The organism is Micromonospora sp. NBRC 110009, assembly GCF_030518795.1.
In the GTDB taxonomy this organism is placed as follows: Bacteria; Actinomycetota; Actinomycetes; order Mycobacteriales; family Micromonosporaceae; genus Micromonospora.
The window spans coordinates 6,074,588-6,088,893 of sequence record NZ_CP130427.1 but is presented as its reverse complement, the minus strand read 5'-3'; the positions used below and the strand labels follow the sequence as shown (position 1 = coordinate 6,088,893).

Here is a 14,306-nt window from a genome sequence, read left to right as displayed (position 1 = left end):
CGGCGCTAACCCGGCCCGATCAGCAGGGCGGTGACGGTGGCGGTGGTGGCCAGGGCGGCCAGCGCGGCGCTGGTGGCGACGAACCGGCCCAGCGGTACCGCCACCCCGGCGGCCCGGCACCGCTCGTACCAGATCAGGGTGGCCAGCGACGCCCACGGGGTGGCCAGCGGGCCGACGTTGGTGCCGACCAGCAGGGCGAGCAACTGGGTGTGGTGGTCGACGGCGATGACCGCCTCGCCGGCCACGTACGCGGGCAGGTTGTTGACCCCGTTGGCGACCAGCGCGCCGACGGCGCCCGCCCGCAGCGCGCCCTCGGCGCCCGGATCCCCGCCGATCAGCGTGCCCATCACGGTGTCCAGACCATGCCGGCCGATCGTCTGCACCACCAGGAACAGCCCGGTCACGAAGACCAGCAGCCGCCACGGGACCAGCGCGAGCGTCAGGCTGCCCCGGGCGCGGACCGCGAAGCCGGCGACCAGGATCGCGGCGGCCACCCCGGAGGCGAGTCCGATCTCCACGCCGGCGAGGATCCCGGCGACGAAGAGCAGGCAGGCGCCGAACGCGGTGCGGTACAGCACCCGGTCCGGCGGCACGTGCGGCGGCGGGGGAACGAACGGGTCCGCGCCCGCCCGGGCGGGCCGCCAGTACCACCACCAGAGCAGCAGCATGGTGATCACGATGGCGACCAGTTGCGGCCACCACATCCGGGCCGCCCACGGCACCGGATCGAGCGAGATCCGGTCGCTGGCCAGGATGTTGGTCAGGTTCGACACCGGCAGCAGCAGGCTCGCCGTGTTCGCCAGCCACACCGTGGTCATCGCCAGCGGCGTCGGCGGCACGCCGAGCCTGCGGGCCAGGGCGATCATCACCGGGGTGAGCAGGACGGCGGTGGTGTCCAGGTTGAGCGCGATGGTGGTGACCGAGGCGAACCCGACGCAGAGCCAGAACAGCACCCGGTAGCTGCCCCGGGCGGTGATCGCCACCCGCGTGGCGAGCGCGTCGAACACCCCGGCCACCGCGGTCAGCTCGGCCAGCACCACCACCGTGCCGAGGAAGATCAGGATGGGTACGATCCGGCGTATCGTCGCCTCGGCGTCCGCGCGGGGGAGAAGCCCGCTGAGGACACACGCCAGCCCGACCACCGCGAGCCCGATCGCGATCCAGTCGAGCACGTGCAGTCGACCCCAGCGGGATCGGTCCGGCGCGGCGGACGGCGGCTCGCCGACGGTCTCCACGAGGGATGATCCTCGCACACCGGCGCCCGCCCGGCCGCGCCCGACGCGGCTGCCGACGGTATCCACGGATTGACGATCAGTGTCCATAATGACATGTGGTTGTAGGCGTGCACCCCACCCGGTCCGACCGCCCCATCGACTTCTTCATCAGCTACTCGCCCGCGGACGAGCGCTGGGCGACGTGGCTCGCCTGGGAGTTCGAGTCCGCCGGCTACCGGACCCTGCTCCAGGCGTGGGACTTCGTCGCCGGCACCAACTTCATCGACTTCATGGACCGGGGCGTCCGCGAGGCCGCCGTCGTGGTCGCGGTCCTCTCCGAGCGCTACCTGCACTCCACCTACGGGAAGCTGGAGTGGCAGGCCGCGTTGCGGGCGGACCCGGACGGCACCGGCAACAAGCTGGTCACCGTCCGGGTGGAGGACTGCCCGGTCGACGGGCTGCTCGCCACCATCACCTACGTCGACCTGGTCGGGGTCACCGACCCGGCGCAGGCGCGGGGCCGGGTGCTCGACCGGATCCGGGAGGCGCTCGACGGCCGGGCCAAGCCCGACCTGCAACCGGCCTTCCCGCACCACCCCGCCGATCCGGCCGGGGTGCTCGCCACCCCCGCGGCCGGCCCACCCGCGCAGCGCCGGGCCCGGCGTACGCCGATCAACCCGCCGCCGTTCCCGCCCGCCGCCACCGCCGCGCCGGTGTCCCGCGGCGCGCTGACCGTGCTCCAGGTGGCCGGCCCGCGCTTCGGCCGCGGCGTGATCGCCCCCGGCGCCCCGGTCACCCCCGGCGAGCTGCAGGAACACCTGATGGGCGACCTCACCCTGCTGATGAACGACGGGGTGCCCCGGCCGGACCTGCTGGTGGTGGCCGGCAACCTGACCGAGTCCGGCAGCCCGCGCGAGTTCTCCGACGCCCTGACCTTCCTCACCGGGCTGCGGGTGCTGCTCGGGTTGGAGCCGCACCGGCTGGTCGTGGTGCCCGGCCGGCGCGACGTGACCATGGCCGCCAGCCGCGCCTACTTCGCCACCTGCGAGGCCGACGACGTCGACCCGCAGCCGCCGTACTGGCCGAAGTGGCGGCACTACGCGCGTCTCTTCGACGAGCTCTACCAGGGCCTCGACGACCGGATCTTCGACAGTGAGCAGCCCTGGACGCTCTTCCCCGTGCCCGACCTGCGGGTGGTGGTGGCCGGGCTCAACTCCACCGTCGCCATCACGCACCGCGAGGAGGACCGGTACGGGTTCCTGGGCGAGGCGCAGTCCACCTGGTTCGCCCAGCGGCTGCTGCACTACCAGCAGTCGGGCTGGCTGCGGCTGGGCGCGATGGCGCACGCCCCCGGCCCTCGCACCCCGTACGCCGACGAGGTGGCCGTCCCGGACGGGGTGACCCTGCGCGACCGGGCCTCCTTCCACCGCATGGTCGGGCCGATGCTCAACCTGCTCCTCTCCGACGCCGCCCCCGGCGCGCGGGTCGACCCGGCGGTGCCGCTGGCCACCGCCTCCCGGGACGGCCGGGCGCAGGTGCTCCGGCTGGCCGCCGGCGGGATGACCCGCTGGGTGCTCGGCCGGGACGACCGGAACGAGGTGGGCGAGCCGACGGTGGTGCGCTGGCCGCAGGCGGAGGCGACGTTCGGCGCGGCCGGTCCGGCCCAGGTGCCCGACCCGCGGCTGCCCACCGCCGACGAGGGGCCGACCCAGGGTCGGCCGGCCGACGGGCCGGCCGCCGCGCCCGCCGTGGTGCCACCGGCGCCGCTGGACCGCCTGCTGGACCGGCTCGCCGAGGTCTGCGAGGCACGCCACGACCGGGTGCTGGTCCGCCGGGTGCCGGCCGAGCCGCCGCACCTGTTCGTCACCTACCGGGCCGACGGGGTGGTCCGTCAGCAGCGGGTCGGCGGCCACGTCGGCACCCCGACCGCCGCCGACGTCGACCAGTTCGCCCGGCGGGTGCACGCCACCGACCCGGACATCCCGTCCGAGCTGGTCTACGACGGCGACCGGGTGCCCCGCGGGCTGGCCGAGGAGGCGCAGCGGCGGGGCGTCCGGGTGCTGCACCTGACCGAGTTCCAGGGCCTGCTCGACCTGCGCGAGTACGTCGCCGCGCAGACCGCCCGGCTACAGGCCGACCGGCTCTACCCGCCCGGTCAGTACGTGCCGCAGCGCTACCGGCACCTGGTCGGCGCCGACCAGCGGGTCCGCGAGGACGTGGTGGACGAGCTGCTCGAGCTGGCCTCCGCGCCGGACGGCCGGTTCGTGCTGGTGCTCGGCGACTTCGGCCGGGGCAAGACGTTCGCCCTGCGCGAGGTGGCCCGCCGGCTGCCCACCGCCGCCCCGGACCTGATCCCGATCCTGGTGGAGCTCCGCGCGCTGGACAAGGCGCACTCGGTGGACGGTCTCGTCGCCGCGCACCTGGCCAACCACGGCGAGCAGGTGATCGACCTCAAGGCGTTCCGCTACATGCTCCGCCAGGGGCGGATCGTGCTGCTCTTCGACGGCTTCGACGAGCTGGTGGCCCGGGTGACGTACGACCGGGCGGCGGACCACCTGGAGACCCTGCTCCAGGCGGCCGAGGGGAACGCCAAGATCGTGGTGAGCAGCCGCACCCAGCACTTCAAGACCAACTCCCAGGTGCTGACCGCGCTCGGCGAGCGGGTCGGGCTGCTGCCGCACCGCCGGGTGCTGGCCATCGAGGACTTCACCCCCGGCCAGGTCGAGGCCTTCCTGCGCCACCGGTACGGCGGGGACGAGCGTGCGGCGCGGGAGCGGATGGACCTGCTCGCCGGGGTGAAGGACCTGCTCGGCCTCTCCCGCAACCCGCGGATGCTCGGCTTCATCGCCAACCTCGACGACGGTCGGCTGGCCGCCGTCGCGGGGGCCGGCGGCACGTTCAGCGCGGCCGCCCTCTACCGGGAGATCCTGGAGTCCTGGCTGGACTTCGAGGAACGGCGGACCCAGGGCATCCCGGGCGTGCCGGTGAGCCTGCGCCGCCCCGAGCTGTGGCAGGCGGTGATCCGGCTGGCCTTCCAGCTCTGGGAGAGCGGCGAGTCCTACCTGCGCCTGGCCGAGCTGACCGAGGCCGCCGGCCAGCTCGCCGGGCTGGCCGAGTCCCGGCTCTCCGGGCCGCAGGCGGTGCACGCGGTGGGGGCCGGCAGCCTGCTGGTCCGCACCGACGACGGGCTCTTCGGGTTCATCCACACCTCGGTGATGGAGTGGCTGGTCGCCGAGGGGATCGCCGCCCAGATCAACCGGGGCGAGGAGTCCTCGGCGCTGGCCGTGCGCCCGCTGTCGGGGCTGACCGTGGAGTTCCTCGGCGACCTCGCCGACCCGGCCCGGTGCACCGCGTGGACCGCCCGGGTGCTCGGCGACGAGGCCGCCGGGGAGATCGTCCGGGCCAACGCGCTGCGGCTCAGCGCCCGGTTGCGGCTGCCCGACCGGGCGGACCTGCGCGGCGCGGTGCTGCGCGGCGAGGACCTGTCACACCGGGAGCTGGGCGGCGCCGACCTGACCGGTGCCGACCTGACCGACACCCGCCTGGTCGCCACCAACCTGACCGAGGCGCGGCTGGAGCACGCCCGGCTGCGCGGCGCCCGGCTGGACCAGGCCCGGCTCACCGGCGCCGACCTGCGCGCCGCCGAGCTGGCCGGGTCCCGGCTGTTCCGGGCCGACCTGCGTGGCGCCCGGATCGCCGGCAGCACCTGGCACCGGGCCGCGCTGATCGACGTGAGCGCCGACGCGGCGCTGCTGCGCGCGCCGGAGCTGCGCGGCGCGGTGATCGCCCCCGGTCGCCCGGTGGCGCCCGGTCTCGCCCCGCCGGCCGTGGGCGTCTCCTACGGCTTCGAGGTGGGCCGGCTGCCGGTGCCGGCGGCGTACAGCCCGGACGGGGCGGTGCTCGCCGTGGGCAGCGACGACGGCGGCGTGTTGATCTGCGACACGGCCACCGGCCTGCCGGTGCGCACGCTCCAGGGGCACCGGGGGCGGGTCTACGCGGTGCGCTTCGACGCCGCCTCGCACCAACTCGTCACCGGCGCCGCCGACCTGACCGTACGGCTGTGGGACGCCGACCACGGCGACGTGCGGCACGTCATCGAGGACGTCTTCGCCGGCTGGGTGTGGCCGCTGCTCACCGACGGCGGGCGGGGCCGGCTGGCGGTCGGCGACGCGGCGGGCGTGGTCCGGCTCTACGACACCCGGAGTGCCCGGCTGCGCCACGAGTGGTCCGGCCATGCGGCGCCGATCTGGGGCATCTCGTTCAGCCCGGACGGCCGCCGGCTCGTGGTGGTGGACAGCGCCGGCGTGGTGCGGGGCTGGGACATCGCCTCCGGGAAGCCCGCCTTCGAGGTCCGCGAGCCGGAGGTGGTCTACCGGGTGGTGCACACCCCGGACGGCCGGTCGCTGGTCGCGGTCGGCCAGCACGGCCGGGTGTGGATCCGCCGGGCCACCGACGGGGAGCTGGTGCGCCAGCCGCGCGGCCACGAGGCCGACGTGTACGCCCTCGACGTGCACCCCGACGGCGGCCTGATGGCCACCGGCGACACCCACGGCGCGCTGCGGCTGTGGGACGTGGAGACCGGCCGGCCGGTGCGGGTGCTGGGCCGGCAGCGGGGGGCGATCTACAGCGTCCGGTTCAACGCCGACGGCACCCTGCTCGCCACCGCCGCCAGCGACGGCGGCATCCAGCTCTGGGACACCGCCGACGGCCAGCTCCGCCACGAGCTGACCCGGCACCGCGGCTCGGTCTGGCCGGTGGTCTGGCGGCCGGACCAGGCCCAGGTGGCGACCAGCAGCAACGACGGCACCACCCGGATGTGGGACGTGCACACCGGACAGCTCCAGTACACCCTGCGCGGGCACGGCCGCCGGGTCACCGCGCTCTCCTTCCGGGACGACGGGGAGGTGCTGGCGGCCTGCGGCAACGACGGCGTGGTCCGGCTGTGGGAGCCGCGTACCGGCCGGCTGGTCCGACAGCTCGCCAGCCCGGCCGACCGGCTGCTCTCCGCGGTCTTCTGCCCGGGCGAGTCGCTGGTCGCCGCACCCAGCGGCGACGGCGGGGTGCACCTGTGGAACACCGACACCGGAGCCGACGAACGCGAGCTCAACGTGGACACCGACCACGTCTGGGCGGCCGCGTTCAGCCCGGACGGGGACGCCCTGGCGACCGCCAACGACGACGACACCGTCCGGCTGTGGTATCGGCGGACCGGCCGGCACTTCGCCACGCTCACCCCGCACCGGGGCCGGGTGCGGGCCGTGGCGTTCAGCCCCGACGGCGAGACCATCGCCACCGGCTGCGATGACCAGCTCGTCCGGCTCTGGGACGCCGCCACGGTCACCTGCCGGCTCACCCTGGAGCAGCACACCGACCGGGTGTACGCGGTCTGCTTCAACGCCGAGGGGACGCTGCTCGCCAGCGCCAGCAACGACGGCACCGCCGTGGTGTGGGACGCGCTCACCGGCGAGCGGCGCACCCTACTCACGGAGCACACCGGCCGGCTCTGGTCCTGCGCGTTCAGCGCCAACGGCGCCCTGCTCGCCACCGCCGGGGACGACCTGATCATCCGGTTGTGGGATCCGGGCACGGGCCGGCTGCACGGCACCCTGGCCGCGCACACCCGGCGGGTCTGGTCGGTGGCGTTCAGCCCGGACAGCAGCCTGCTCGCCAGCGCCGGCGACGACGGTACGGTCCGGCTGTGGGACGTCGCCGACCCGGAGCACGCCCAACTGCGGGCGACCCTGATCGGCCTGCCGGAGGGCTGGGCCGCGGTCAGCCCGGACGGCCGGTACAAGCTGGACGGCGACCCGGGCGGCCAGTTCTGGCACGTCATCGGCACCTGCCGGTTCGAGGTGGGGGAGCTGGACCCGTACCTGACCCAGGTGCGGCGGCTGTCGGTGGACGCCCCGTTCTGACCCCCGCCACGGTCCGGGCGTTCGCCCTGCTCGCCCGAGTGGCCGCCTGAGGAAAGGAGGGGCCCCCGGTTAACGCCTCGCGTTGTACCGGGGGCCCCTCCTAACACCCCGGCTGTCGGTCAGGCGACCGGCGCCCCGGTGCTGGTCGGTGCCGGGTCCGGACGAGGGTCCGCCGGCGCGGGGCGGCGCATCGCCCGCCACGGGCCGCCGAGCAGCGGGGTGAGCGTGACCAGGACGTAGCAGGTGCCGACGGTGAGCAGCGTGGCGGTGATGCCGAACCGGTCGACGGCCAGCCCGGCGCCGAGCGCGCCGAGCGGCATGGCGGCCCACGCGCCCGCGCCGATCACGCCGTACACGCGGGCCCGCATCTGCGCCGGCACCCGTTCGAGCTCCACCGCGCCCATCAGCGGGTTGATCGCGCCGGCGGCGAGGCCGGACACGGCGAAGACCGCGGCGACGACCGGCAGCGGGGGAGCGGCGGCCAGCGCCCAGAACGGCGGCCCGCCCGCGACGGCGAAGGCGATGACGAAGGTGGCGCGGCGCGGCAGCCGGTGGCCGACGGCGCTGAACAGCAGCGAGCCGACCAGCGCGCCGCCGCCCATCGCGCCGACCAGCACGCCGAACGCGGTCGCCCCGCCGAGGTCGCGCGTGGCGACCACGGGCAGCAGGACGTTGCTCTTGGTCGCGTCGAAGAGGTTGGTGACCAGGACGAGCAGCACCATCGCCCGCAGCAGGGGCTCGCGGACCAGGAAGCGCAGCCCGGCGGCGAACTCGCGCCAGTAGCCGCCGGACTCGGCGTCCGGGTCGCCGGCCGGTCGCATGCCGGCGGGCACCAGGGCCGCGACCGCCAGCGCGGAGACGGCGAACGTTGCCGCGTCCACCGCCAGCACGGGCAGCGCGCCGAGCGCGCTGACCAGCAGGCCGGCGACGGGCGCGCCGATCAGGCGGGCGCTGCGTTCGGTGGCCTCGAACCAGCCGATCGCCCGCTCGATCGGTACGCCGGCGGCGGTCGCCGCCTCCGGCAGCAGCGCGGTCCGCGCCGTCTGACCCGGGGTGTCGAGCAGGCCGCTGAGGAAGACCAGCCCGAGCAGTGCCCAGAACGGCAGCCCGACGGTGGCGTGCAGCACCGGGATGGCGGCCACCGTCACGCCGGAGACCAGGTCGGCGAGGACGCTGGCCCGGCGGTAGCCGATCCGGTCGACGAGCACGCCGCCGAAGGCGCCGCCGAGCACCACGGGCGCGGTGGCGAACGCGCCGGTGAGCCCGGTGGCCGCCGGGGATCCGGTCTCGGCCAGCACGTACAGCGGCAGCGCGATGAGGGTGAGCATGTTGCCGGTCAGCGAGACCACGTGCCCGGCGAGCAGCCCGAACAGCGGGGACCGGTGGCGCGGCGCCGACGTCATCGCGGGTCCCGGAAGGTGTGGTAGATCAGCGTGACGGTCCGGGCGTCGGGCCGGTCCGGGTCGCTGCGGGCCTGCCAGCGCGCGGCCAGCGCCTCGAGGTCCGTGCGCAGCTCGACCAGCTCGTCGCTGGTGAGGTGGAGCCACGAATCGCTGCTGGCGGTGCCGCGCACCCACTCCGGGTCGAGGGTGGCCTCGGCGTCGAGGTACGCCCGCAGCCGGTCGACGTATCGGTCCAGCACGGCACGGCGGAGCAGGTCGGAGGCGGCCTTGCGTTCCGGGTCGCCGAGCGCCTCGATCGGTTCCCAGTTGGTGCGGGCGTGGGCCGCCCGCCACCAGCGCTCCCGGCGGTTGCGGGCCAGCTCGGGAGCCTCCCGCACGAAGCCGTGCTCGGCGAGCTTGCCCAGGTGGTAACTGACCGAGCCGACCGCCTCGTCGACGACCTCACTCAGCATGCCGACCGTCTGCGGGCCCCGGACGCGCAGCTCGCCGAGGAGGCGCAGCCGGGTGGGGTGGGCGAGCGCCCGCATTGCGCGGGGATCGGTGAGGTGGAGGGTCTCCGGCTCGTCTGTCATGCCGTCAGGGTAGACCCACAACATCTGATGTACAAGAGACCTTGTATTTGATGGCGGCGGGGAACTGTCGGGGGTGGTTGTCGCGAACTCAGGCGGGTCGGCGGCCCTTGAGGCGGCGGCCCAGCTCGCGGGCGATGTCCCGGTTGGCGTCCCGCTCCGCCATGGCTTGCCGCTTGTCGTACGACTTCTTGCCGCGGGCCAGACCCAGCTCGACCTTGGCCCAGCCGTTGGAGAAGTACATCGAGAGCGGGACCAGGGTCATCCCGCCGTCGCGCAGCTTCTCCAGGATCCGGCCGATCTCGACCCGGTGCAGCAGCAGCTTGCGGGTGCGCCGGGGCTGGTGGTTGGTCCAGGTGCCGAAGCCGTACTCGGCGATGTGCAGGCCGTACAGCATGAGCTCGCCGTCGCGCTCCTGGGCGAACGCGTCGACCAGCGACACCCGCCCCTCGCGCAGCGACTTCACCTCGGTGCCGGCCAGCACGATCCCGGCCTCGTAGGTCTTCAGGATCGTGTAGTCGTGCCGGGCCTTCTTGTTGGCGGCGATGAGCTTGCGCCCGTTCTCCCTGGCCACGCTCCACCCCCCCGTACCCTCGACCGGGAGCAGGATACCCGCCGGCCGTGCGCAGCCGGGCGGCTACGGTCGGCGGTCAGGCCGGTGGCGCGGCGACGCGGTGCAGGTGCTCGTCGAGATCGCTGAGCCAGACCTCGACCTCCACCACGGACAGCACGTCGGGTCGTGTCTCGCCGCCGCGCACCAGCTCGTGCACCTGCTCCACGACGTCCCCGGCGGCGCCCGCCGGCGCCGGCGGGCGGCTGACGCGGCCCTGCGACACCTGGCGACCGAGTTCGGCATAGCCGGACCGCAGCCGGTGGGCCCGCTGCACCAGCGCGGCGCTGGCGCGGGGCCACGGCCTGAGCACCCCGGGCCGGCGGTGGAACAGGAGCAGTTGCCCTCCGTGGCTGGCCCGGTGCGCCGCACCCAACACGGCGTCCCAGTTGACGCCGGACATGCGCGGATCGTGGCGCTCCGCGTGGTACTGGACGAAGGACGCGGTGGCGAGCGCCTCCGCCCGCCGCGCCGCGTCGACGGCGCGGCGGGCGTCCGCCGTACCGGCGAGCCCCTCGACGACCTTCTCGAGAGCCTGCCCGCTGGCGTCCAGGTAGGCCCCCGCGTTCCGGCGCAGCTCGCCGCCGCTGCCCCGGGGCCACAGCAGCAGGCCGGCGAGGACGCCGACCGCGGCACCGATCGCGACATCCACCACCCGGGCCGCGGCCAGTTGCCAGTTCACCGGGGTGAGCTGGGCGAAGACGACGATGAGCAGCAGGGTCAGCAGCGCTTGGGCCCAGCCCAGCCCCAACAGGGGGCCGACGCCGAAGGCCAGCACCATCGCGAGCGGCAGCAGCACGGCGTACGCCTGGTGGGCGGGAGAGGCGACCAGGAGCAGGCTGCCGGCGGCGCCGCCGACGAGGGTGCCGACCAGCGCCGGACAAAGGGTGGTTCGGGTGTCGGCGGCGGAGGCCCGCATGAGACTGAGCGTCGCCAGCAGGACCCAGAACCCGTGCTGCAAATTGATCGTTCCGGCGATCGCGCGAGCGGCGGCCAGGGCCACGGCGAGCCGCACCGCTCCCTCCAGGTACACCGACCGTGGGGTGAGGTGTGCCCGGAGCTGCAGCCAGTACAGCGACAACGCGCTGCGCCGGGCGTACCAGAACTGGTCCGGGCCGGCGCCGGCTGGCCCCGGGGCGGGCCGACCGGCGGCGACCCGGACGGCCGTCGCGCACACCCTGACCTGCTCGACGAGGGTCCGGGCGAGTGCGTCCGCACGCAGCCCGGCCGGATCCTCCGCCCGCCCCGCCGGGGCGCGTCGCTGGACGAACGACTCGCCGGCCCCGAGCTCGTCGGCGGCCGGGGCATCCGCTCGCCGCACCGCGATGTCGCCGGAGCGCCGCAGCGACGCCGCGCAGCCCCGGAGCGTGCCCGGCAGGTCGGCGCCCCCGCTGCCGCTCGTGCCCGGCTGGGCCGCGAGGGACTCGGCGACCGTGAGCACCTCCGTCACGGCCGTCGCCGCGTCCCGCCACGCACGGTCGCGCCGGCCGGCCGACGTCGGGCGCGCCGTCACCGCCAGGTGGCGCATCCGCAGCTGCTCGACCAGTTCGACCGCCCGGGCGTGGCGCCGCGTCGCCGCCTGCTCCGCGCCGGGTTGCTTGACCAGCACAGCGGCCGTCGTTTCGAGGAAATCGGCGAGGCCGTCGGCCGCCTCGGCCAGGCGCTGCGCGAAGGTGACCGGTGGCGGGTCCCGCCAGAGCGTCACCTCGGCGAGCGCGACCAGGACGATGCCCAGCGTGACGCCGGCCAGCCGGGCCGGGAGGGTGTCGGGTTGATACGGCGGGAAGCAGGCCAGGATGTAGAAGAGCTGGAGCGCGTTGGCCAGCCCCACCAGGCGGGGCCCGCCGACCCCCGCGAACGCCACGGCGAACCCGATGACGAGCATCCCGACCGTCGCCGCCCACGTGCGCACCGCCAGCACGGTGCCGACCGCCGTGAGGAACCACGCCACCGGTACGGCGGCGAGCAGGGTTCGCGCCCGCACCGCGGCCGGCCCCGGCAACTGGGCGAAGCTGCCCATGGCGACCGTGCCGAACAGGGCGTACGTGGCGAGGGTGCGGTTGCCCAGGCCGTAGCGGCAGACGTAGAAGCTCAGGGATGCGACGAGCGTCAGCCGGGCGGCCCGACGAATGAGGCGATAGCCCGGGTCCCGCCGACGCAGCCGGTTCAGCAGTTTCTCGCCGGGCCAGGGCTGACTCGGTCGACGCATGCCCACACCGCTTCCAACAGGGGACGACAGGTCCTGGGGGCGGGGCTCAGCCGGACTCTATCCGGTTGTGGGCGGTCACGCTCTGCGGTTGGGCCGACCGCCCGGCGCCGCCGGACCGGCGCGGCGATCCGACGGTCCTGACGCGGGCGCTCCCGGTGGTGATCAGGAGGAGGGCCGCCGAGTAGGTCGACATGACCAGCAGGCCGGCGCCGGGGAGGTCCACTCCGGCCGCGCCCGCCCCGATCAGCAGGTCGGAGACGAGGAAGAACGCTCCGCCGGCCGCGGTGCGCCGGGAGACCCCGGCCGCGGCGGCGGCCATCAGGGACAGTGCCAGGCTGTAGCCGAGCACCGGCAACCGCAGCGGCCCGAGCGGGCTCCACAGCAGCGCGTTCGCCGCCGCCCAGGTCAGCAGGTAGCCGACCACGGCCGGGACCGGCGGCCGGCGGTGCCGCAGGAACGCGGTGAGGAAGCCGAGCTGGGTGACCAGGAAGCAGCCCATGCCGACCAGGAACGCGGCCGGCCTGGGCACGAGCAGCGCCACGTCCCCGGCGGTGGCGAACACCAGGCCGACCGCGACGCCGTCGACCCGCCGCCGGACCGACCAGAGGTACGCCAGCAGCAGCGGGGCCAGCAGCGGCTTGGCCAGCCACTGGACCGGGGTCGCGTCCAGCGCGACCCCGACCAGTTCGACCGCGACGGCGACCCCGAACAGGGCGAGCCAGGGGCGCCTCACCGGGACGGCTGCCAGCCGGGCCGGCCGAACACGTAGCCGACGAGCTCACGCCAGGAGCGGGCGGACCGGGCGTCGGCCCAGATCGCGGCGAACTCGTGGGTGGCCACCCGCAGCGGGTTGTAGGTGGTGATGTTCTTGGTCAGCCCGTACCGGACCGTGGCCCGTTCCGGCTCGAAGGTGCCGAAGAGCCGGTCCCAGACGATGAGGATGCCACCGTAGTTGCGGTCCAGGTACTCGGCGTTGGAGCCGTGGTGGACCCGGTGGTGCGACGGGGTGTTGAAGATCAGCTCGATCGGCCGGGGCAGCACGTTGACCCGCTCGGTGTGCAGGAAGAACTGGTAGAGCAGGCTGATCGACTGCTGCAGGAAGATCATCCATGGCGGGATGCCGAGCAGGGCCAGGGGCAGCCAGAAGGGCAGCGAGGTCATCGGGGTCCAGCTCTGCCGCAGGGCGGTGGAGAGGTTGTAGTAGACGCTGGAGTGGTGCACCACGTGGCTGGCCCAGAGCACGCGGACCTCGTGGTGCAGCCGGTGGAACCAGTAGTAGGCGAGGTCGTCGGCGAAGAAGACGATCAGCCAGGTCCACCAGTCGCCGGGGGAGAGGGGAATTGGCGCGACCAGCCACAGTCCCGCGTAGAGGCCGGCGGTGAGCAGCTTCCACGGCACGCCGATGAGCTGGCTGCCCAGCCCCATGGAGAGGCTGGTGGTGGTGTCGCGCACCTCGTAGCCGCGCTCGTCGTCGTCGGGCAGGAACCGGTAGGAGGCCGCTTCGATGATGATGAGCAGCAGGAACGCCGGGACGGCGTAGAGCACGGCGGGGATCATGCGCTGGCTCTCCTTCGGGGGGCGGGGGCGGTGGGGGTGGTGACCGGGGCGGTCAGCAGCGCCCGGGCGTGCCGGGCGGCGGCCGTACCCTGGCCGGCTGCGATGGCGGCGGCGAGCCGTCGGTGGCCGGCGACGTCGAGCAGTTCGGCGGCGCGGGCGTCCGGCGGGACGTCGCCGACGGCGAAGGTGCCGGCCACCAGGCTGTTGAAGGCCAGCAGGTAGGCGGTGTTGCCGCTGCCCCGCACGACCAGCCGCCAGATCGCGATGTTGGCCTCGGCCATCGCGGCCAGGTCGGGCGCGAGCGAGCCGTACTCCTCGGCGGCCCGGACCAGCGCGGCCGTGACCGCCGGGTCGGCGCGCTCGGCGCAGAGCCGGGCCGCGTCGATCCCGACGCAGGCCCGCATCTCCAGCATGTCGCGGACCAGCGTCTGCACCGGGAGTACGTCGACCGAGCGGGCCAGGGAAAGCGCCAGGTCCAGCCCGGCGTGCACCCGCCAGTCCAGCACCCGGGTCGCGCCACCCTGGCTGACCCGGACCAGGCCGAGCTGCTGAAGCCGGCGGAGCGCCTCCCGGACGGCGTGCCGGTTGACCTCGAACGCGGCGGCCAGCTCGCGCTCGCCGGGCAGGGTCTCCTCCGGTCGGTAGCGGCCGCTGACGATGGCGTCGCGGAGCTGGCCGAAGACGTGGTCGGAGACCGAGGCGCGGGGGACCGGGGCGAAGGCCATGGAGAGGAGTGTGGCCCCGGCCACATCAACCCGTCAACTGGTTGGACCAGTCGGATTTCGCAGGTGGCGTCCGGCACCGGCCTCGTTCGCCCGCCCCGAGCCCG

General features: G+C 74.8%; 9 protein-coding genes. 1 reads left to right on the top strand and 8 read right to left on the bottom strand.

Translation table 11 applies throughout. The annotated features are described in order from the left end of the window. Window positions 1–5: 5 nt before the first annotated feature. Window positions 6–1,235, bottom strand: coding sequence for an ArsB/NhaD family transporter (locus tag Q2K19_RS28755; RefSeq protein ID WP_302765252.1), 1,230 nt, complete (start codon window positions 1,233–1,235; stop codon window positions 6–8). A 107-nt stretch (window positions 1,236–1,342) separates the two neighbouring features. Here Q2K19_RS28755 and Q2K19_RS28750 point away from each other — a divergent pair, with 107 nt between their 5' ends. Next, complete coding sequence (locus Q2K19_RS28750) at window positions 1,343–7,129, top strand: WD40 domain-containing protein (RefSeq protein ID WP_302765251.1); 5,787 nt, start codon at window positions 1,343–1,345, stop codon at window positions 7,127–7,129. A gap of 119 nt (window positions 7,130–7,248) precedes the next feature. On the opposite strand, the gene Q2K19_RS28745 is transcribed toward Q2K19_RS28750, so the two are convergent. From Q2K19_RS28745 to Q2K19_RS28715, 7 genes are all read right to left on the bottom strand, one after another. After that, window positions 7,249–8,532 carry an MFS transporter gene (locus tag Q2K19_RS28745; protein ID WP_302765250.1) on the bottom strand — a complete coding sequence of 428 codons (1,284 nt, stop codon included), beginning with the start codon at window positions 8,530–8,532 and terminating at the stop codon, window positions 7,249–7,251. Continuing rightward, window positions 8,529–9,104 carry a winged helix-turn-helix domain-containing protein gene (locus tag Q2K19_RS28740; protein WP_302765249.1) on the bottom strand — a complete coding sequence of 192 codons (576 nt, stop codon included), beginning with the start codon at window positions 9,102–9,104 and terminating at the stop codon, window positions 8,529–8,531. Before Q2K19_RS28740 ends, Q2K19_RS28745 begins: the two co-directional genes overlap by 4 nt. A gap of 88 nt (window positions 9,105–9,192) precedes the next feature. Further along, window positions 9,193–9,675 (bottom strand): SsrA-binding protein SmpB, encoded by a 483-nt coding sequence (gene smpB / locus Q2K19_RS28735; protein ID WP_302765248.1) that lies wholly within the window; start codon window positions 9,673–9,675, stop codon window positions 9,193–9,195. 76 nt (window positions 9,676–9,751) lie between these two features. Beyond that, complete coding sequence (locus Q2K19_RS28730; RefSeq protein WP_302765247.1) at window positions 9,752–11,920, bottom strand: FUSC family protein; 2,169 nt, start codon at window positions 11,918–11,920, stop codon at window positions 9,752–9,754. Between the two features lie 46 nt (window positions 11,921–11,966). After that, on the bottom strand, window positions 11,967–12,653 hold the full coding sequence (locus Q2K19_RS28725) for a lysoplasmalogenase (protein WP_302765246.1): 687 nt from the start codon (window positions 12,651–12,653) through the stop codon (window positions 11,967–11,969). Then, window positions 12,650–13,477, bottom strand: coding sequence for a sterol desaturase family protein (locus Q2K19_RS28720; RefSeq protein WP_302765245.1), 828 nt, complete (start codon window positions 13,475–13,477; stop codon window positions 12,650–12,652). The genes Q2K19_RS28725 and Q2K19_RS28720 overlap by 4 nt, the downstream gene beginning before the upstream one ends. After that, window positions 13,474–14,202, bottom strand: coding sequence for a FadR/GntR family transcriptional regulator (locus Q2K19_RS28715; RefSeq protein ID WP_302765244.1), 729 nt, complete (start codon window positions 14,200–14,202; stop codon window positions 13,474–13,476). The genes Q2K19_RS28720 and Q2K19_RS28715 overlap by 4 nt, the downstream gene beginning before the upstream one ends. Window positions 14,203–14,306 lie beyond the last annotated feature (104 nt).

Coding starts and splice junctions, on each gene's coding strand:
- Q2K19_RS28730 (WP_302765247.1), bottom strand. CDS start 11,920: ATGCGTCGACCGAGTCAGCCCTGGCCCGGCGAGAAACTGCTGAACCGG.
- Q2K19_RS28715 (WP_302765244.1), bottom strand. CDS start 14,202: ATGGCCTTCGCCCCGGTCCCCCGCGCCTCGGTCTCCGACCACGTCTTC.
- Q2K19_RS28720 (WP_302765245.1), bottom strand. CDS start 13,477: ATGATCCCCGCCGTGCTCTACGCCGTCCCGGCGTTCCTGCTGCTCATC.
- Q2K19_RS28740 (WP_302765249.1), bottom strand. CDS start 9,104: ATGACAGACGAGCCGGAGACCCTCCACCTCACCGATCCCCGCGCAATG.
- Q2K19_RS28745 (WP_302765250.1), bottom strand. CDS start 8,532: ATGACGTCGGCGCCGCGCCACCGGTCCCCGCTGTTCGGGCTGCTCGCC.